General features: G+C 71.2%; 15 protein-coding genes. 10 read left to right on the top strand and 5 right to left on the bottom strand.

The genetic code is table 11. The features are described 5' to 3' along the window. A partial coding sequence (locus ACRDTB_RS31025) for a transglycosylase domain-containing protein (RefSeq protein WP_431435741.1) occupies positions 1-2,486 on the top strand: 2,486 nt, incomplete at its 5' end. 184 nt (positions 2,487-2,670) lie between these two features. After that, positions 2,671-4,203, top strand: coding sequence for a glycosyltransferase family 87 protein (locus ACRDTB_RS31020; protein ID WP_431435743.1), 1,533 nt, complete (start codon positions 2,671-2,673; stop codon positions 4,201-4,203). 9 nt (positions 4,204-4,212) lie between these two features. Here the strand turns inward: ACRDTB_RS31020 and ACRDTB_RS31015 are convergent, their stop codons facing one another. Next, the gene (locus ACRDTB_RS31015) at positions 4,213-5,712 is read right to left on the bottom strand and encodes a glycosyltransferase family 87 protein (RefSeq protein WP_431435740.1); all 1,500 of its coding nucleotides are present in this window, start codon (positions 5,710-5,712) and stop codon (positions 4,213-4,215) included. Continuing rightward, positions 5,709-6,479 (bottom strand): deoxyribonuclease IV, encoded by a 771-nt coding sequence (locus tag ACRDTB_RS31010; protein WP_431435739.1) that lies wholly within the window; start codon positions 6,477-6,479, stop codon positions 5,709-5,711. Before ACRDTB_RS31010 ends, ACRDTB_RS31015 begins: the two co-directional genes overlap by 4 nt. A gap of 193 nt (positions 6,480-6,672) precedes the next feature. Here ACRDTB_RS31010 and ACRDTB_RS31005 point away from each other — a divergent pair, with 193 nt between their 5' ends. The 6 genes from ACRDTB_RS31005 to dnaB all read left to right on the top strand — a co-directional run bounded on the left by ACRDTB_RS31005 (position 6,673) and on the right by dnaB (position 11,163). Continuing rightward, positions 6,673-7,668, top strand: a complete 996-nt coding sequence (locus ACRDTB_RS31005; RefSeq protein ID WP_431435738.1) for a hypothetical protein — start codon at positions 6,673-6,675, stop codon at positions 7,666-7,668. Between the two features lie 73 nt (positions 7,669-7,741). Then, positions 7,742-8,038 (top strand): 30S ribosomal protein S6, encoded by a 297-nt coding sequence (gene rpsF / locus ACRDTB_RS31000; RefSeq protein WP_431435737.1) that lies wholly within the window; start codon positions 7,742-7,744, stop codon positions 8,036-8,038. A gap of 18 nt (positions 8,039-8,056) precedes the next feature. Further along, entirely contained in the window at positions 8,057-8,542 is a 486-nt protein-coding gene (locus tag ACRDTB_RS30995) for a single-stranded DNA-binding protein (RefSeq protein WP_431435736.1), read from the top strand. 34 nt (positions 8,543-8,576) lie between these two features. After that, positions 8,577-8,822 carry a 30S ribosomal protein S18 gene (gene rpsR / locus ACRDTB_RS30990; protein ID WP_431435735.1) on the top strand — a complete coding sequence of 82 codons (246 nt, stop codon included), beginning with the start codon at positions 8,577-8,579 and terminating at the stop codon, positions 8,820-8,822. A gap of 14 nt (positions 8,823-8,836) precedes the next feature. Further along, positions 8,837-9,289, top strand: a complete 453-nt coding sequence (rplI, locus tag ACRDTB_RS30985) for a 50S ribosomal protein L9 (protein ID WP_431435734.1) — start codon at positions 8,837-8,839, stop codon at positions 9,287-9,289. Between the two features lie 500 nt (positions 9,290-9,789). Next, the gene (gene dnaB, locus ACRDTB_RS30980; RefSeq protein ID WP_431435733.1) at positions 9,790-11,163 is read left to right on the top strand and encodes a replicative DNA helicase; all 1,374 of its coding nucleotides are present in this window, start codon (positions 9,790-9,792) and stop codon (positions 11,161-11,163) included. 10 nt (positions 11,164-11,173) lie between these two features. Here dnaB and ACRDTB_RS30975 read toward each other — a convergent pair whose 3' ends face one another. Then, positions 11,174-11,620 (bottom strand): MarR family winged helix-turn-helix transcriptional regulator, encoded by a 447-nt coding sequence (locus ACRDTB_RS30975; protein WP_431435731.1) that lies wholly within the window; start codon positions 11,618-11,620, stop codon positions 11,174-11,176. A gap of 32 nt (positions 11,621-11,652) precedes the next feature. On the opposite strand from ACRDTB_RS30975, the gene ACRDTB_RS30970 reads away from it, so the two are divergent. Further along, positions 11,653-12,540: an SDR family NAD(P)-dependent oxidoreductase gene (locus ACRDTB_RS30970; RefSeq protein WP_431435730.1), complete on the top strand. Its 888-nt coding sequence runs from the start codon at positions 11,653-11,655 to the stop codon at positions 12,538-12,540. A 67-nt stretch (positions 12,541-12,607) separates the two neighbouring features. Here the strand turns inward: ACRDTB_RS30970 and ACRDTB_RS30965 are convergent, their stop codons facing one another. Both ACRDTB_RS30965 and ACRDTB_RS30960 read right to left on the bottom strand, forming a co-directional pair. Continuing rightward, positions 12,608-16,129 (bottom strand): hypothetical protein, encoded by a 3,522-nt coding sequence (locus ACRDTB_RS30965; RefSeq protein ID WP_431435729.1) that lies wholly within the window; start codon positions 16,127-16,129, stop codon positions 12,608-12,610. Between the two features lie 256 nt (positions 16,130-16,385). After that, positions 16,386-17,189, bottom strand: a complete 804-nt coding sequence (locus ACRDTB_RS30960) for a hypothetical protein (RefSeq protein WP_431435728.1) — start codon at positions 17,187-17,189, stop codon at positions 16,386-16,388. A gap of 414 nt (positions 17,190-17,603) precedes the next feature. Between ACRDTB_RS30960 and ACRDTB_RS30955 the strand changes: the two genes are divergently transcribed. After that, positions 17,604-18,205: AI-2E family transporter (locus ACRDTB_RS30955; protein ID WP_431435742.1), on the top strand; the 602-nt coding region annotated here is incomplete at its 3' end.

Here is an 18,205-nt window from a genome sequence, read left to right as displayed (position 1 = left end):
CGACCGAGGAGCCGCCGGCGCGGCCCGGCTCGAACGGCGCCCGCTCACCGGCCGGCCAGTCGACACGCGTGGTCCACCCGCGTCCGGCCGGCACGTCGCGTCCGAGCGGCCCGGGCGATCGCCCCCGTCCGGGCGGGATCCCGGACGGGCCGACCGAGCACCTGCCCCCCGTGCACGGCTTCACCGGCCCGGAGCCGGAGCTGCTGACCCACCGCGAGCTCGACTACGACGACGACTCCTACGACGACGAGGACTACGACCCACGCCTGCTCACCGGCGCGCAGACCCCGCTCACCGAGGAACAGCGCCACCGTCGCCGCAGGAAGATCTGGCGCCGGGTACGCCGGACGGCCTACGTGGGCACCGCGCTGATGATCATCGGCCCGATGGTGGCGTTCTTCATCGCCTACCAGCTTGTCGAGGTTCCCTCGCCGGAGTCGGTCCGCCAGCAGCAGGGCCAGGTCGTCACGCTGCAGTTCGCGAACGGGAAGCCCATGGGGAAGGTGGTTCCGCAGGGCGGCGAGAACCGAACCCTCGTCAAGTACGAGGACATCCCGGAGACCGTCCTGCACGCGGTGTACGCCGCCGAGGACGCCGACTTCGAGACCAACCCCGGCTTCGACATCGGCGGTGTGCTGCGGGCCGGGTGGAACCAGCTCTCCGGTGGCGAGGGCGGCGGCTCGACGATCACCCAGCAGTACGTGAAGAAGGCCACCGGCAAAGAGGAGAAGACCGTCACGCGCAAGGCGCTCGAGGTGGTCACGGCCTACAAGATGAACAACACCTATCCCAAGGAAGACATCATCACGGCCTACCTCAACACGGTCTACTTCGGCCGCAGCGCCTACGGCGTCTCCGCCGCCGCCCAGGCCTACTTCAACAAGCCGCTTGAGGAGATCTCGGCTTCCGAGGCCGCTCTGCTCGCCGGCATGATCCAGAACCCCAGCCGGTACGACGAGCAGGACTACATGGAGCGGCGCTGGAACTACGTGATGGACCAGATGGTCGCCAACGGCTGGTTCCCGGCACAGGAGCGCGCGAACGCGGAGTTCCCGACCATGTCCGACGTGGAGGACTCGCGCCCGGACTCCATCACCGGCGCCAGGGCGCACATCAAGAACGCGGTGATCAGGGAGCTCGACAGCCGGTACGGCATCACGGAGGACGAGCTCTTCCAGAAGGGCTACACGGTCAAGACCACGATCGACCCGCGCGCGCAGAAGATGGCCGAGGCGTCGGTCAGGAAAGTGATGGGGGACGAGCCGAAGAACATCCGGCCGGCGCTCGTGGCGGTCGACCCGAAGAGCGGCGCGGTGCGCGCCTACTACGGCGGGTCGAACGGCGTCGGCCTGGACTGGGCGGCGACGCCGCAGGAGCCGGGCTCCTCGTTCAAACCGTTCGACCTCGTCGCGCTGCTCGAGAAGGGCAAGGGCCTTGGGGAGACCTACGACGGCACGAACGAGCGGACGTTCGACGGCCGCAAGTCGCCGGTGCGCAACGCCGGCGGCGAGTCCTGCGGTGAGCAGTGCACGGTCGCCGAGGCGATGCGGCGATCCATCAACACGGTGTTCTACGACATCGCGGTGAACGATGTCGGCACCAACAAGGTGCTCTCCGCCGCGCGCCAGGCCGGCATCACCTCCGACTTGAACGGCGAGAAGGACGCCGACACCCCGCCGGACGGCAACATCGCCATCGGCGGTGGCGACACGCGGGTGACGACGCTGGAGATGGCCTCGGCGTACGCGACGTTCGCCGCGGACGGCATGTACCGCAAGCCGTACCTCGTCTCCGAGGTCCTCTGGCCGGACGGCGGGGTGGTCAAGAAGGTACAGCCGGAGGAGAAGCGGGCCTTCGACCCCGACGAGGACAAGAACAGCCAGATCGCCCGCAACGTCACCGAGTCGCTCGAGCCGGTGATCGAGTTCTCCGACCTGGAGTGCGCGCAGGACCGCCCGTGCGCGGGCAAGACCGGCACGCACCAGTTCGGTGCCACCGAGGACAACTCGAAGGCGTGGATGGTCGGCTACACGCCGCAGATCTCCACGGCCGTGTCCATGGGCGCCGAGAAGCCGAACGGCAAACAGATGCCGCTGCGCAACGGCGACGGCGGCATCGTGTACGGCAGCGGGTTGCCGGGCGAGATCTGGGAAGAGTTCATGGAGCTGTATCACGAGAAGCTCCCAGCCGAGCAGTTCGGCCCGTTCGAGCCGATCGGCGAGGACTACCGCGTGTCGGAGGAGCCCGACGACGAGGACGAGGACGAGAACCGCGACGACGACCGCGACGACAACAACGGGAACGGCGACGGGAACGGCAACGACGACGGCAACGGGAACGGCAACGACGACGGCAACGGGAACGGCGACGGCAACGACGACGGCGACGGTGACGGTGACGGAAGCGGCGACGGCGACGACCCGGAGGAGCCGAGCAACACACCACCGCCCGAAGAACCGTCCCTCCCCTTCCCGATCGGAGGCTGAGGTAGTTCGCCGGGCACCGGCCGACGCCCCGTAGCATCGCCGCGTGCCCGGCGAAACCGATCCCCCAGGTCGCGACGACCCCGCCGATGATCGCGCCGCCGGGCGCGACGGCGGGGTCGTCGGCGCTTCGGAGGGTGCGGACGGAGCGGCCGGCGACACGGCGACGCTGACCCCGGCGCAGCGCGTGGTGCCGACCTGGACCGAGCCGCTCGCGACCGCGGCCAGCGCGCCCATCGGCGGTCCGCTCGGCCGGCACGCGGCGATCGGCCGGCACTGGTTCTGGACACCGCTTCGGGTGGCGCTGCTGCTCGCGGTGATCGGGCTCGCGATCGGCTGGTTCGGCAAGGCGGCGTGCGTCCAGCAGTACTTCAACGAGGGCACGAAGGAGCTCGAGCTCGACTGGCGGTCGAACCGGCCGTTCACCGCCATGTGCTACTCGGACATCATCCCGCTGTACTCGGCGGAGCGGCTCAACACGGGCGGCTTCCCGTACCAGACGAGCTGGGTCGACGACGAGGGCAAGCCGACCGCGCACGTCCGGTATATGGAGTACCCCGTGCTGACCGGGATGTTCCAGTGGGTCAACGCGAAGCTGGCCGACGGCTGGCTGGCGATCGCCGACGCCGGCTGGCTACCCACCGGCATACCGGTGACGATCTTCTTCGACATCTCCGCCTTCTGGCTCGCGCTCGCCTGGCTCGTGACGATCTGGGCGGTGGCGAGAACGGCGCGACTACGCCCGTGGGACGCGGCGCTCATCGCGGCCTCCCCGCTGCTGATGGTGCACGCGTTCACCAACTTCGACACGCTGGCCACCGCGTTCGCGGCCACCGGCCTGCTCGCCTGGGCGAGGAGGAGACCCGTGCTCGCCGGCATCCTGCTGGGCCTGGGTGGGGCGGCCAAGCTCTATCCGCTGTTCCTGCTGGGTCCGCTGCTGGTGCTGTGCCTGCGCGCGGGCAGGACCCGGGACTGGGCGAGGACCGCGCTCGCCGCGATTCTGGCCTGGGCCGCGGTCAACGTGCCGATCATGTTCGCGTTCCCACGCGGGTGGTGGGAGTTCTTCCACCGCAACAGCCTGCGCGCCGCGGACCCGGACTCGCTGTACAACGTGGTCAGCCAGTTCACCGGTTGGGCGGGCTTCGACGGACCGCTCGGCTTCCAGGAGACCCCGGTGTGGCTCAACGGGGTCAGTGCGCTGCTGTTCCTCCTGTGCTGTGCCGGCGTCGCGTTCATCGCGCTGCAGGCCCCGGTGCGGCCGCGGCTGGCGCAGCTGTGCTTCCTCGTGGTGGCGACGTTCCTGCTGACGAACAAGGTGTGGAGCCCGCAGTACTCGCTGTGGCTCGTGCCGCTCGCGGTGCTGGCCGTGCCGCGCTGGCGGATCCTGCTGGCGTGGATGGTGGTCGACGCGCTGGTGTGGGCGCCGCGGATGGCGTTCTACCTGGGCGACGACAAGAAGGGCCTGCCGATCGACTGGTTCCTGTCGTTCGTGGTCCTGCGCGACCTCGTGGTGATCGCCCTGTGCGTGCTCGTGGTGTACGAGATCTACCACCCGGCACGCGACCTGGTCCGCCGCGGTGGGGGTGATACCCCGCTCGACGACCCGGGCGGGGGCGTGCTGGACGGCGCGCCGGACCGGCTCACCCTGCTGGTGACCGGTTTCCGCCGCACCCCACCGCCGGAGAAGCCACCCGAGAACGCGAAGCCGGCGGCCATCTGACGGAGGTGGTCAGGTCGCGACGGTGGCGTCTCGGTCGGGCGGTCGGTCCGTACCTGCCGGCGGCGGATCGTCGTCCACAGTGGATCTCGCGACCAGGAAGGCATAGAACAGGCCCACGAGCAGCGCCGCCCTGCCCCAGACGCCGACCATGACCGCCTGCGCGGCCAGCCCGTCGTAGATGCCGCCGTGCTTGCCGTAGAAGATCTCGTAGTACCAGCGGAAGATGCCGACGCCCATCGCGAGGTCGGCCAGGAGGTACGCGAGGATCCAGCCCCAGTTGATCCGCAGCAGCACGAACATCGGCACGAGCCAGAGCGTGTACTGCGGCGAGTGCACCTTGTGCAGCAACAGGAACCCGCACAGCATCGCCGCGGACACCGCGACCCACGGGTATGTGCCCTGCTTCAGGTAGCGCCGCCAGCCGAGCGCGCACGCGATCACGAACGACGCCAGCATGAGCGTCGGCGACAGCACGCTGATCAGCGCCTGCACCGACTCGTTGTCCGGGTCGGAGTCCGGCCGCAGGCCCCAGAACCAGATCGAGTTCGTCGTGATGTCGGCCTTGCGCTGCAGCTGGAAGGTGAACGACGCCTTGAGCCCCTCGAACCCGGCCAGCGCGATCGGCACGTTCACGACGATCGCCGTGCCGAGCGCGACCGCGCCCACCCGGACCGCCCCGAGCCAGTCCAGCGCGGTCCGGGTCCCGGCGAACTCACGGCCGCCGCGCCCGCCCGTGAGCACGTAGAGCATCAGGGGCAGCACGAAGATCGCCGGGTACACCTTGAACGCGAACCCGAGCCCGAGCAGCATGGCCGCCGCCGTGGCGCGGACCAGGAGCGGGCGGTCGGCGCCGGCCTTGCCCCAGCCGCGGTGCACGACGTAGACCGCCGCCACCGCGCACAGCACGACCGGGAGCTCCCAGTTGTGGAAGGCGTACATGATCAGCGGTGGGCCGATCGCCCACAGCAGCGCCCGCCACCGGGCCAGCTTGCCGAGCAACCACGCGGTGACCAGGCCGAAGGGCGCCAGCACCAGCGCGGAGAGCAGCAGGAACTGGGCGTCGGTGTTCGCGAGCAGCGCCGAGGCCCAGATGAACACGCCCGTCAGCACCGGGTACTCGACCACGCCACCGACCGGCTGGCCGTCCTCGGTGAGCTTGCCGTCGACGTAGGGGAACACGTGCCGGTCGATGTCCCGGCCGATCCACAGGAACTGGATGTCGGAGTAGCAGACGTCCTGCTTGCTGCGCTTGTCGTACTCGGGGCCGCTGCGGCCGAGCTCGTCGAACTCCGGGCCGGTGCACCGGTCCTTGTTGAGGAAGCCGAGCACGAGCGTGACGCCGCAGAGCAGCACGAGCAGGATCAGGGCGAGCGAGCCGAACCGGGCGGCCGTGCCGGCGGTGCGCCCGCGGGGCGGGTTCTCGCCCAGGACCTCCTCGGACATCGGGCCGTCCGCCATCCCTGACGAGTTCCTCTCCTCCGCCGCCGCGCCGGCCGGCAGGGTGCTCACCGCCCCGTGGCCTCGCGCAGGAACGCGATGTCCTCCGCCTGACCTTCGGCCGGGGTCTCCACCACGACCGGCGAGCCCGCCTCCTTCGCGACGGCTGCCAGCAGCTCGGGATCGATCATGCCATTCTTGATGTTCGCATGGCGGTCCCGGGCGGAGTCGAACTCGTCGCGGGAGCTGTTCAGGTGCACCAGGTCGATGCGGCCGGTGATGGCCCTGACCCGGTCGACGATGCCGGACAGGTCCTCGCCCGCCGCGTGCGCGTGACACGTGTCGAGGCAGAAGCCGGCGCCGAACTCGCCGACCTGGTCCCACAGGCGGGCCAGCATGTCGAACTTGCGGGCCATCGCGTTGTCGCCGCCCGCGGTGTTCTCGATGAGGATCGGCAGCGGGAAGCCGCCCGCGTCCGACGTCCGCTCGAAGAACTTGCGCCAGTTGACGAGGCCCTGGGCCGGGTCCTCACCCTGGATCACGTGCCCGCCGTGGACGATGAGGCCCTTCGCGCCGGTGGCGGCGGCCGACTCGGCGTACTGGGTGACCGTCTTGCGCGAGGGGATCCGGATGCGGTTGTTGGTGGAGGCGATGTTGACCGGGTACGGCGAGTGGACGAACACGTCGATGCCGGCCTCGCGCAGCGCGTCGGCCTGCGGGTGCGGCGGCTGCGCCTTCCAGCTCTGCGGGTCGCCGAGGAAGAACTGAACGACATCCGCATCTCGCTCGCGCGCGGCGCCGAGCGGGTCGTCGCTGTGGATGTGGGCGCCGATGCTCATGAACCGCGAGCGTAGTCGCCAGGTCCGACGCAAACGGGACTGCCCGCCCGCGGTCGGCTACGCCAGTCGGCCTACCCCGGGCGGGTCGACCCGGTACACAGAATTGATTCGCCTGGTCACCGTCACCGGGGCGGGTTACCTTCGTTAGGTCCGGTAGGTGCGTGGCCCACCGGTGTGTGAGCGGGAGGACAACATGCGAGGGCGTGTGCGAGGTGTCGTCGCGGCGGCCGCACTCGCGCTCGGACTCTCCGCCACCGGCTTCGTCGCGGGCGGCACCGCGAGCGCCGCGCAGCCCATCGTGGTCGGCGACTGCTCCACGACGGTCTCCGGCGAGCCGGGCACGCCGCTCGCGCTGAGCCCGGCCGCCGTGCTGGACCCGGTGCTCAACGTGGTCCGCGCCGTGCCGCTGATCGGCCCCGGTCTCGTCAGCCAGGTCAGCGCCCGCGTGTCGAGTATGGGCAACATCCCGCTGGGCACTCTGCCGGCCGCCGACACCTCGATCTCCGGCGGCACGATCGCCGCGGCCGCCGTGCCGCGCATCAGGTCGGCCATCCGGACCATCCCGCTCATCGGTGGCGTGCTCGGCCAGGTCGTCTCCGGCGTGCAGGGCGTGCTCTCGTCCGGCTGCGGCATCGTCGTCAATGTGGCGAACACGGCCGCGGCCCCGGTGCAGGACGGCACGAAGGCCGTCGCGGACACCTCGGAGAAGGTGGTCGGCGCCCTGGTCCCCGGCGGCACCGCGCCCGGCGGCGGTGGCCCCGGTGCCGAACTGCCCGGAGGCGGGAACGGGCCGGGTGGCCCGGGCGCCATGCCGCGCCCGAACCAGCCGCCGATCGGCGGTTACCAGCCGGGTGGCTGGTCGCTCTACCAGCCGGGCCTGTCGAACTTCGGCCGCTGGCCGATGGCCGACTACGGCTCGGTCCCGTACGCGCGGGCCGGCCTGTTCGCGCCCGCGCCGGGCGTGCGCTACGGCGGGAACGTGCCGGGCTACACGCCGGAGTTCGGCATCCTCGGCGCCGACCACAAGGGCGACGGCGTGCAGGCCGCCGGCCGCGCCGAGGCGCTGACGCCGCCCGAGGGCCAGAAGATCGCCCTGCCGGTGCTGCTCGCGGTGCTCGCGCTGTCCGTGGTCACCGCCGCGCTCGTACGGACCTGGGTGCTGCGCCGGGCACCGGCCGCGGCCCTGTAGCCTGTATCTCGCAAGACCCCTCCTGCCACGGAGAGCCCGTGGCCGCCGAGTCCACAGGAGGTGAGTGGTCTTCATGCGTCATTACGAGGTCATGGTCATCCTCGATCCCACTCTCGACGAGCGCACGGTCGCGCCGTCCCTGGACACCTTCCTCAACGTCATCCGCACCTCGGGCGGCAACGTGGAGAAGGTGGACGTGTGGGGCAAGCGTCGGTTGTCGTTCGAGATCAAGAAGCAGACCGAGGGCATCTACGCGGTGCTCGACGTGAACGCGGATCCGGACGCGGTGAAGGAGCTGGACCGCCAGCTCGGCCTTCAAGAGTCGGTGCTGCGGACTAAAGTCCTGCGGCGCGACCCCGCGGGGGCCTGAGACCGGGAGGTACAGCAAATGGCTGGCGACACTGTTATCACTGTGATTGGCAACCTGACCGCCGATCCGGAGCTGCGGTTCACGCAGTCCGGCGCCGCGGTCGCCAACTTCACCGTCGCCTCGACGCCCCGCATGTTCGACCGCCAGAGCGGCGAATGGAAGGACGGCGAGGCACTTTTCCTGCGGTGCAGCATCTGGCGGCAGTCCGCCGAGAACGTGGCCGAGTCGCTCACCCGCGGCGCCCGCGTCATCGTCAGCGGCCGGCTCAAGCAGCGCTCCTTCGAGACCCGTGAGGGCGAGAAGCGCACCGTCGTCGAGCTCGAGGTCGACGAGATCGGTCCGTCGCTGCGGTACGCCACCGCGAAGGTCAACAAGGTGAGTCGCGGCAGCGGCGGGGGCGGCTTCGGCGGCTCCGGCGGCGGCGCACCCGCCGACGACCCGTGGGGCTCCGCGCCGCCCGCCGGCTCCTCCGGCGGCGGGTTCAGCGACGAGCCGCCGTTCTGACCGTCCACTGACTGACTGATTCGGGAGACCAATCGTGGCCAAGCCACCCATTCGCAAGCCCAAGAAGAAGGTTTGCGTGTTCTGCAAGTCGAAGAAGTCCGACGCGCAGCCGATCGACTACAAGGACACCACGCTGCTCCGGAAGTACATCTCCGACCGCGGCAAGATCCGTGCCCGCCGGGTCACCGGCAACTGCAGCCAGCACCAGCGCGATGTCGCCATCGCGGTGAAGAACGCGCGGGAGATGGCCCTGCTGCCCTACACCTCGACCGCGCGCTGATCAGGAGTCCGCCGATGAAACTCATCCTCACCGCCGACGTGTCCGGCCTCGGTGGGCCGGGCGACATCGTCGAGGTCAAGGACGGCTACGGGCGCAACTTCCTGCTGCCGCGCAGGTTGGCGATCATCGCCACCAAGGGCGCGGAGAAGCAGGTGCAGACCATCCGCCGCGCACAGCAGTCGCGGGAGATCCGGGGTCTGGACCACGCGCAGGAGGTCAAGGCCGCGCTCGAGAGCATCGACCCGGTACCGCTGCGGGCCAAGGCCGCCGCCGCGTCCGGCAAGCTGTTCGGGTCGGTCACCACGACCGACATCGTCACGGCGGTCAAGGCGGCCGGCGGCCCGGTGCTCGACAAGCGCACCATCGAGCTGTCCGGTCACATCAAGACCGTCGGCAAGCACTCCGTCAGCGTGCGGCTGCACCCCGACGTCACCGCGGCGTTCAAGGTCGACGTCACCGCCGGCTGACCTGACGGAGAGTAACTCCTCTCGCCTCAGCCCCGTGCCAGGCTCACCCGAGTCCGGCACGGGGCTGTTGTCGTGCGCCGAGTTGTCCACATGTGGGTTAACCCGCCAGAGGGTGCCTTCGACGACACGCCGACGAGGCGGTTCGGCACGACACGCCGGACCCGAAGCGGTTAGTTTTTCCACAACCTGTACACAGGCCCTAAGCAGGGACTTTATCTCTCGTTGATCAAGCTGTCCACAGGTTGTCCCCAGCGGAGAAGGGGCCTGTGGTTCGTTGCCCTCAGGCATCCCCAGCTTGTCCACAGAAGCGTCCCCAGCGAGGTTTGGCACGGCGCGATCGCGACCTCTAACCTCTCGCGAGGTTCCTCGCTCTACGTAGGCACAACGGATGGCTGGGGCGGCGGCGACACGCCAGTGATCCTGGGGTTCTTTACGCCCGCATCGTGGTTGCCTAGCGTGTAGTATCGAACACCCGTGCGATTTTCGAGGAGGGGTTCTCGGTGGCGTTGACCGATGACCGTCCGCCCGCGGCCGCCCCCGCGGAAGGCGCGCTCGACCGGCAACCGCCCCAGGATCTCGCCGCGGAGCAGAGCGTGCTCGGCGGCATGATGCTGTCGAAGGACGCCATCGCGGACGTCGTCGAGGTGCTGCGCCCCGGCGACTTCTACCGACCGGCACACCAGGCGGTGTACGACTGCGTGCTCGACCTGTACGGCCGCGGCGAGCCGGCCGACGCGGTCACGGTGTCGGCCGAGCTGGAGCGGCGCGGGGAGCTGCGCCGGGTGGGCGGCGCGCCGTACCTGCACACGCTGATCGCCACCGTGCCGACGGCCGCGAACGCCGGGTACTACGCGGAGATCGTCGCGGAGAAGGCCATCCTGCGCCGGCTCGTCGAGGCGGGCACGCGGATCGTGCAGCTCGGCTACGCGGGCGCCGACGGCGCGGACGTCAACGAGGTCGTCGACCGCGCGCAGTCGTCGATCTACGAGGTCACCGAGCGGCGGATGAGCGAGGACTACGTCGCGCTCGAGGAGCTGCTGCAGCCGACCATGGACGAGATCGACGCCATCGCCTCGCGCGGCGGCTCGTCCCTCGGCGTGCCGACCGGCTTCGAGGACCTGGACGCGGTCACCAACGGCCTGCATCCCGGCCAGATGGTCATCGTGGCGGCCCGCCCGGGCATCGGTAAGTCGACGCTGGGGCTCGACTTCTGCCGGTCGTGCTCGGTGCGCAACGGGATGACCAGCGTGATCTTCTCGCTGGAGATGAGCCGTACCGAGATCGTCATGCGCATGCTCTCCGCCGAGGCCAAGATCCGCCTCGCCGACATGCGCGGCGGCCGGATGACCGACGACGACTGGACCCGGCTGGCCCGGCGGATGAGCGAGGTCAGCGAGGCGCCGCTGTTCGTGGACGACTCGCCGAACCTGACGATGATGGAGATCCGCGCGAAGGCCCGGCGGCTCAAGCAGCGCCACGACCTGAAGCTGCTCGTCGTCGACTACATGCAGCTGATGACGTCGGGCAAGCGCGTCGAGTCCCGCCAGCAGGAGGTGTCGGAGTTCTCCCGGCAGCTCAAGCTGCTGGCCAAGGAGCTCGAGGTGCCGGTGGTGGCGATCAGCCAGCTGAACCGCGGCCCCGAGCAGCGCACCGACAAGCGCCCGATGCTGGCCGACCTGCGCGAGTCCGGCTCGCTGGAGCAGGACGCCGACATGGTGATCCTGATCCACCGCCCGGACGCCTGGGAGCGGGACGACCCCCGGGCCGGCGAGGCCGACCTGATCCTGGCGAAGCACCGCGCCGGCCCGACGACCACCGTCACCGTGGCGCACCAGCTGCACTACTCCCGCTTCGCGGACCTGGCCCAGGGCTAGTGCGCCGCGGTTACGCGGTCAGCGAGGCGTGCAGCGCTCGGAGTAGCCGGTTGAGCGCGGCCTGGTCGGCGGGGCCGAGGCCACGGAGGAAGTCAGCTTCGATGTCCGCCGCCGACTTCGCCAGCTCGTCGGCTGCCGAACGGCCGGTTCCGGTGAGGGTGATGACGCGTCGCCGCCGGTCCGAGGGGTCGACGTGGCGGTCGATCATGTGCTGGTCAGCCAGGCCGTCGAGGATGGGCACCACGTTTCTGGGATCGACGGCGACGAGACGGCTGAGGGCCTGCTGTCCCAACGGGCCGCGTTCGCGCAGTGCCCGCAGGACCGCGTGTTGGGTCGGTGTCAGGTTGTGGCGACGCAGCATGCCGATCCAGCTTCGCTCGGCCAGCGAGCCGAGCCGGGCGAGCAGGTAGCCGGTCCCGGTCTCGAACGACAGCTGATTGCCGGTCTCACCCTTCATGCGATCATCATACGCCATGATATACATGAGCCATGACAGACATGAATCATGACCAAAAGCCCGTCTATCTGGTGACCGGAGCGACCAGCGGCGTGGGCCACGCCAGCGCCGCGCAGCTGGCCACCCGCGACACACGCGTCCTGCTCGGCGCCCGGTCGGCCGACAGCGGTCATGCCGCCGCGTCCGCGATCAGAGCACGGACCCCGAAGGCCGACCTCGAGGTCGTGGTCGCCGACCTGTCGGACATGAGGCAGGTGCGGTCGCTGGCCGAGCAGGTACTGCGACACACCACCCGCCTCGACGGCCTCATCCTCAACGCCGCCGAGGTTCGGACTCGGCGTGAGCTCGGCCCCGACGGGTTCGAAACCAACTTCGCCACGAACTACCTGTCCGGATTCCTGCTGACGCACCTGCTGCTGCCGTTGCTCACCAGCTCCGCACCCGCGCGGATCGTCGCCCTGTCATCGTCGAACCACGCCCACGTCAAGCACCTCGACCTGGACGCGTTGCCCACCGGCACCGACTTCAACCACATCCGGATGTACACGACGACCAAACTGCTCACCGTGCTGTTCGTGTCGGAACTCGCGCGACGCGCTCACGGAACCGGCGTGACGGCCAACGCCGCGGACCCGGGATTCGTGCGCACCAACCTCGGCCGGCACACGACGGGACTGTTCCGCCTCTTCCTCACGGTCACGCGCCCCTTCCAGACCTCCCCCGCCAAAGCCGCCCAGACAACGGTGTACCTCGCCACCGCACCCGAGGTCACGACGACCAGCGGCGGCTACTTCGCCAACGGCCGCCCCGCCCGGCCGAGCCCGCTCTCCCAGGACCCGGCAGTCGCACGCAAGCTGTGGGACCTCAGCGTCGACCTCCTGACGCGGCGCGGCCTCGCGTCAAGCGACGAGCTGACCTGATGTCGGTCGCCGGACGAGCGAGGGCCCGGGAGCGGGTGGCTCCCGGGCCCTCGTTCACCGGATCCGATCAGGCGATCGGGTGGAAGGTGAACAGGTTGGCCAGCGCCGCCCGGGTGGCGGACAGCGAGGCGTCGTCCAGGGTGGACGCGGTGTCCAGCCCGGACAGAGCCGGCGACTCGAACGGCATCGTGTTCAGCGACGGGTCCGGCACCTCGGGGAGAGCGCCGACCGAGGGCACGGTGGGCACGATCTCCGTGGCGTCGACGTCGCCCACGGCCGGCACGGCCGGCACGCTCGGCAGCTCGACGGTCGGCTCGGCGACCTCGGGCACCGCGGGGACGGCGGGCAGCTGGGTCGTCACCGCGGTGAGGTCACCCGCGGCCGGCAGCCCGGCGGTCACGTCGGACACGTCGGTCAGGTCACCGGTCGCGGGCAGCCCGCCGGTCAGATCACCGGTCGCGGGCAGCCCGCCGGTCAGATCACCGGTCGCGGGCAGTTCGGCGGGAACCGCCGGAACCGCTGGAACAGCGGGCACAGCCGGAACGTCGGCCAGGTCGGACACGTCGGCCAGGTCGCCGGCCGGCACGTCCGCCAGCGGGTTGCCGTCCAGCGGCAGGTCACCGAGCGGCAGGTCACCCAGCGGCAGGTCACCGAGCGGCAGGTCACCGAGCGGCAGGTCACCCAGCGGCAGGTCACCGAGCGGCAGGTCACCCAGCGGCAGGTCACCGGCGCCGAACGGGACGTCCGAGCGCGCACCCGGGAGCGGGTGGGGGAGCACGTGGTACTCGCCCGCCCCGGACACCGTGTTCGCGACCGCGGTCACCTGGTCCTTCCCGGGCACGCCGGCCATCCCGCCGGCGAACCCGTCGAGCACGCCGCTGAACACGCCGGCGAAGGGCACGTCGTGGTCGCGCTGCATCGAGCGACCCGACACCAGCGAGGGCACCTCGGTCGCCGACATGCCGCCGCCGTTGACCGGGAAGTCCAGCTGCGCCGACTCTTCGCCGACCGACAGGTAGCTGAGGTTGGTCGAGTCGGTGAACGCCTGCGCGAGCACCTCGACCGGCACGTCGTAGACCGGCGCGTTGGCGCCGACCGGGATCGTGCCGTCGATGCCGGACAGCGAGCCCGCCTGGCCGCTCGTGGTGGACGTGCCGCCGACGGAGTTGCCGCTGACGTTGTCGCCGTACGCCGCGGAGTCGCTCGCGACCGCCGCGACCGCGTCGCCGAACGGCTGCGCGACAGCGCCCGCGGGCACGTCGACCAGGTTGCCGGCCAGGAAGCCACCGTCGCCCGCGGTGTCGATGTCACCGCCGGAGGTGGCGAACGACGTGTTGTCCGCCATGGACGAGTTGACCCCGCCGACCCCGGAAGCCACGGCAGCGAAGCTCTGCGCCACCGGCAGCGCCTGGGGACTGACGACGTTGCCCGTGCCGAGGCCCGCGGTGCCGTCGGTGTGGACGTCACCACCCGCGTCGGACGACGTGGTGGACGACGCGTCGGACTCGTTGACACCCAGCGCCGCGGCCGACTCGCCGAACGCCTGCGCGGCCGAGCCGACCGGGCCGGACACCACGTTGCCGGCGAGCAGGCCGCCCTGGCCGTCGCTGTGGGCATCGCCGCCCGCGGTCAGGGTGCTGTCGTTCATCGCGGTCTGCTCGCCACCGGCCAGCGCGCTCGCGCCGGTGCCGAAGACCTGCGCGGGGATCGAGACCGGGACCTGCCCGATGTTGCCCGAGCCCGCGCCGCCGGTGCCGGTGGCGTTCGCGTCGCCGCCGGCGACGACCTCGTTGTCCGTGGTCGCCTCGGCGTCGGTGAACGCCACCGCGCCGCCGCCGTTGCCGAACGCCTGCGCCGCGCCCGCCACGGGGGCGGTCAGGTTGTTCGACGCGAGCACGCCGTTGGGGTCGTCGGTGTTGCTGCCGCCGCCCGAGGACGTCACCTTGGTCTCCGACGCGGTGGCCTCCGCGCCGCCGACCGCGCCGGCGACGTTGCCGAAGGTCTCGACCGGGGTGGCGACCGGGACGGTGGCCAGGTTCCCGCCGCCTACCGAGTCGTCACCGGTCGTGCCGGTGTGGCCGCTCGTGCCGACGACGGCGTCCTGCGTCGCGTCCGCGCCCGCGCTGCCCGCACCCGCGGCGGCGTTGCCGAACACGTCGACCGGCCCGGCCGGTGAGACGGAGGCGACGGCACCCGAGGCCAGGCTGTCGTGCCCGCGGGTGTAGGAGTCGCCGCCGGCGGTGGAGTCGACGGTGTTGTCGGCGATCGCGTCGGCGGTGCCGACACCGGTCGCCGCGTTGCCGAAGCCCTCGACGGGCACCGCGACCGGGGCGGCCGCCGTGCTACCGGACAGCACCGAGCCCTCGCCCGTGCTGCGGGTGGTGCCGCCGGCCGTCGTCGTGCTGTCGCTCGTGCAGTCCGCCGTCGCGGTGCCGACGGCCGCGCCGGCGTCACCGCAGAGCAGCGCCGGCCCGCTCACCGCGGGCGCGACGACGTTGCCCGCGCCCACGGCCGGGTCGCCGTTGGTCTCGAGGTAGGTCGGCACGCCGTAGAGGCCCTTGCGCAGCGCGCCGGCCATGGCGGTCGCGGAGGACACGGACGTAGCGTCCGCGCTGCCCGCGCCGGCGATCGCGTTGCCGTTGGCCTCGACCGGGGTGGCGACCGGCGCGGCGCCGATGTTGCCGGAGCCGAGGCTGTCCGCGCCGGTGGTGAGGACGGTGCCGCCGGCCGTGGCGTTCGTGTCGGCGGTCGAGTCGCTCTCCGAGTGACCGGCGCCGGCGATCGCGTTGCCGGTGACCTGCAGCGGCGTGGCCCAGTGGCCGGCCAGCACGTTGCCGGCCAGGACGCCGCCGCTGCCGTCGGTGGTGACGTCGCTCGTGACGAAGGTGTCCTGCGTGGCGGTGCTGGTGGAGCTGGCGTGACCGGCGCCGGCGATCGCGTTGCCGGTGATCTGCACCGGCAGCGCCCAGTCGAGGTCGACCACGTTGCCGGCCAGGAACCCGCCCGCGCCGTTGGTCACGACGGACTCCGAGTCGCTGTAGGACTGGGCGGAGTCGTTGTCCACCTCGGCCTGGCCGAGGAGGGCGATCGCGTTGCCGGAGATGTCGACCGGCACGACCAGATCGCCGTCGACCCGGTTGCCCGCGAGCGCGCCGTCCGTCGTCGGCACGGCCATCGTCGGGATCGCCGGTACGGCGGGGAGTCCACGCTCGGCCGTCGCGGCGCCGAGCTTGTCGGTCAGCGGCTTGGCCTTGTCGAGGACCGGCCGCGCCTGCTGCTCGACCTTGCCCAGCAACGGGTTCGCCCGGTCGCCGACCTTGTCGGTGACCGGCGCGGCGGTGCCGGTCGCCGTGTTCACCGCGGTGTCGAGCGCCGGGGCGGCCTTCCCGGCCATCGGCACGGAGGCGGTCAGCTCGGTCGCGTCGAGCCGGATCTCCTTGTCGACCGGCGGCAGGTTCTTCTGGCCCAACGGCGTGCCGAGCGCATTGTTGTCGAGGTGGACGGGGACGCGCACAGACCCGTCGAGCGGCGATGCCGGCCGGTCGGGGTTGACGTCCTCGTCGGCAGAAGCGATGCCGGTGCCCAGCATCAGCAAACCACCCGTGACTAGCGCGGTCTGGAGACCTCGCCTGGCCCAGGTTTGCATCGTGTGATGCTCCTTTCGTATTCCTCTGGGGGTTTGGCGGGTGGTCGGGCGCGTCGACGTGGGACGCGCCGGGGCAGTCGACCACCCGGGTCGGGAGGGCGGGGATGAACCCGCGGTGGATTGGCGCGGCACCGGACCGTTTCGAGGCGGCGGTGCACCGGGCACGAGCACTCGGGGCTCGGCCGGTCGCGCCGCTTACTCAGTCAGGGGTGACGCCGGGCTGGGCGCCGGCGCGCCCGGGGGTGGTCACCTCGGTGGCGGGCACCGTCAGGCCGCGCACGAGCGCGGGCATGCGGTCCTGCCACGGCAGCGCCGCGAACAGCGACGAGTCGACCGGGTTGCCGGCGCAGCCGTGGCCCGGGGCCGGCGCGGCGGGAGCGAGCGGCGCCGGCCAGGTGGGGAGCTCGGGGAGGGACGGCATGCCCGGCGCTGGTGAGCCACGCCGGGGCATGCCGTCCGCGTAGGCGCGACCGGTCGCGGTGCGCTCGGACGTCGCGTCCGGGTCGACGCCCGGGGTCGTCACCTTGCCGGCGGCCCGGGGTGTGGCGACCGGCGCGGGTGACGGACTGTCGGAGCGGCCGAGGCCGGCGTCGTCACCCGGCGCCGGCGCCTCGCTGCGACCGACGTGCTCGATCCCGCACAGCGGGTCGACGCACTGGGGCAGCTGGTCCTCGGCGTGCCCACGGAATGTGTCCGCCGCCCGCTTGACCCGCTCACCGAGCTTCTCGACGGCGTGCGGCGGCGGGTCCTGGAGGCGGTCGGCGACGGGTTCCAGCGCGGGCCTGAGCGCGGTCTCCACCGCGCCGGTGACCGGCGAGACGATCGTGCGAACGACCGGGATCTCGGGCTCCGGCGTGGCGGTGTCGGCCGACGCGCCCGCGGTGGACAGGCACCAGGCGAGGGCGGTTCCGGCGGCGGCGCCGCCCACGACCGTCAGCGTGCGCAGGACGACGCGCCGCGCGAACGCAGCCGTGTCCCGAGCAGTGCTGGTCGCCTGATCCACCAAGAATCCTCGCCTGGGTTGGGAGAGCTCCGCCGCGAACGTCGCGCACTCGTTGCGATCACGTCTGTTGCGGCGGGCCGTGCAGCAGTGAGGTTTTCACCGCGCCGGCCCGAATCGCACGTTCAACACGGCTGAACCCCCTGATCGTGTGACGAACACAGCGTGTGTCCACAGCTCACGATTCGTAGTCAGCACAGGAGGAGGCACCCGCGGGCGCAAACCTGTCCACAGCCGGACTTCAGCCGAATTTCAGCCGGACTTCGTGGCCGCCGACCACCTGATCGCCTGCCGGATGTCCGAGTCGCTCGATAACGTTCAGAGGTGACCAGAACTCGCCGCGAGCGAAAGACCCCGCGCACGCCCCCGGCCGACGTGACCGAGCTGGTGCCCACCGGACTGCGGGTGAGCGCGGCGATGTCCTGGCGGTTCATCGTGGTGATCGCCGCGCTGTACGCCATCGTGTGGCTGGCGGGCTACTTCGCGCACGTGCTCGTGCCGATCGCGATCGCCCTGCTGCTGGCCGCGTTGATGGCGCCGGGGGTGGACCGGCTGGCGAAGCTGGGCATGCCGCGGTGGCTGGCCTCCGCGATCGTGATGGTCGCGGGCATCGCGCTCGTCGGCGGCCTGATCACGTTCGTGATCATCACGTTCACCGACGGGCTTCCCCAGCTGCAGCAACAGGTCTCGGACAGCCTCGACCAGATCCGTGACTGGCTGACCACCGGCCCGCTGCACCTGCGTGACTCGCAGATCCAGACGTTCCTCGACGACGCGATCGGCGCGATCGAGGAGAACCAGGCGGCGATCACCGCGGGCGCGATCACCACCGCCACGACGATCGGCGAGATCCTCACCGGCCTGCTGCTCACGGTGTTCGTGCTGATCTTCTTCCTCCACGACGGCCCGGGCATCTGGACCTTCGTCACGCGCGCCGCCCCGCGGCGGGTCCGCGACCGCGTGGACGTGGCCGGCCGCCGCGGGTTCGCCGCGCTGGTCAGCTACGTGCGGGCGACCGC

Source organism: Actinophytocola sp., assembly GCF_050699935.1.
GTDB lineage: Bacteria > Actinomycetota > Actinomycetes > Mycobacteriales > Pseudonocardiaceae > Actinophytocola.
Note: the sequence above shows the minus strand (reverse complement) of the source record. Positions and strands in the feature narration are given on the sequence as shown.

Coding starts and splice junctions, on each gene's coding strand:
- ACRDTB_RS31010 (WP_431435739.1), bottom strand. CDS start 6,479: ATGAGCATCGGCGCCCACATCCACAGCGACGACCCGCTCGGCGCCGCG.
- ACRDTB_RS31005 (WP_431435738.1), top strand. CDS start 6,673: ATGCGAGGGCGTGTGCGAGGTGTCGTCGCGGCGGCCGCACTCGCGCTC.
- rpsF (WP_431435737.1), top strand. CDS start 7,742: ATGCGTCATTACGAGGTCATGGTCATCCTCGATCCCACTCTCGACGAG.
- ACRDTB_RS30995 (WP_431435736.1), top strand. CDS start 8,057: ATGGCTGGCGACACTGTTATCACTGTGATTGGCAACCTGACCGCCGAT.
- rplI (WP_431435734.1), top strand. CDS start 8,837: ATGAAACTCATCCTCACCGCCGACGTGTCCGGCCTCGGTGGGCCGGGC.
- ACRDTB_RS30975 (WP_431435731.1), bottom strand. CDS start 11,620: ATGAAGGGTGAGACCGGCAATCAGCTGTCGTTCGAGACCGGGACCGGC.
- ACRDTB_RS30970 (WP_431435730.1), top strand. CDS start 11,653: ATGACAGACATGAATCATGACCAAAAGCCCGTCTATCTGGTGACCGGA.
- ACRDTB_RS30965 (WP_431435729.1), bottom strand. CDS start 16,129: ATGCTGGGCACCGGCATCGCTTCTGCCGACGAGGACGTCAACCCCGAC.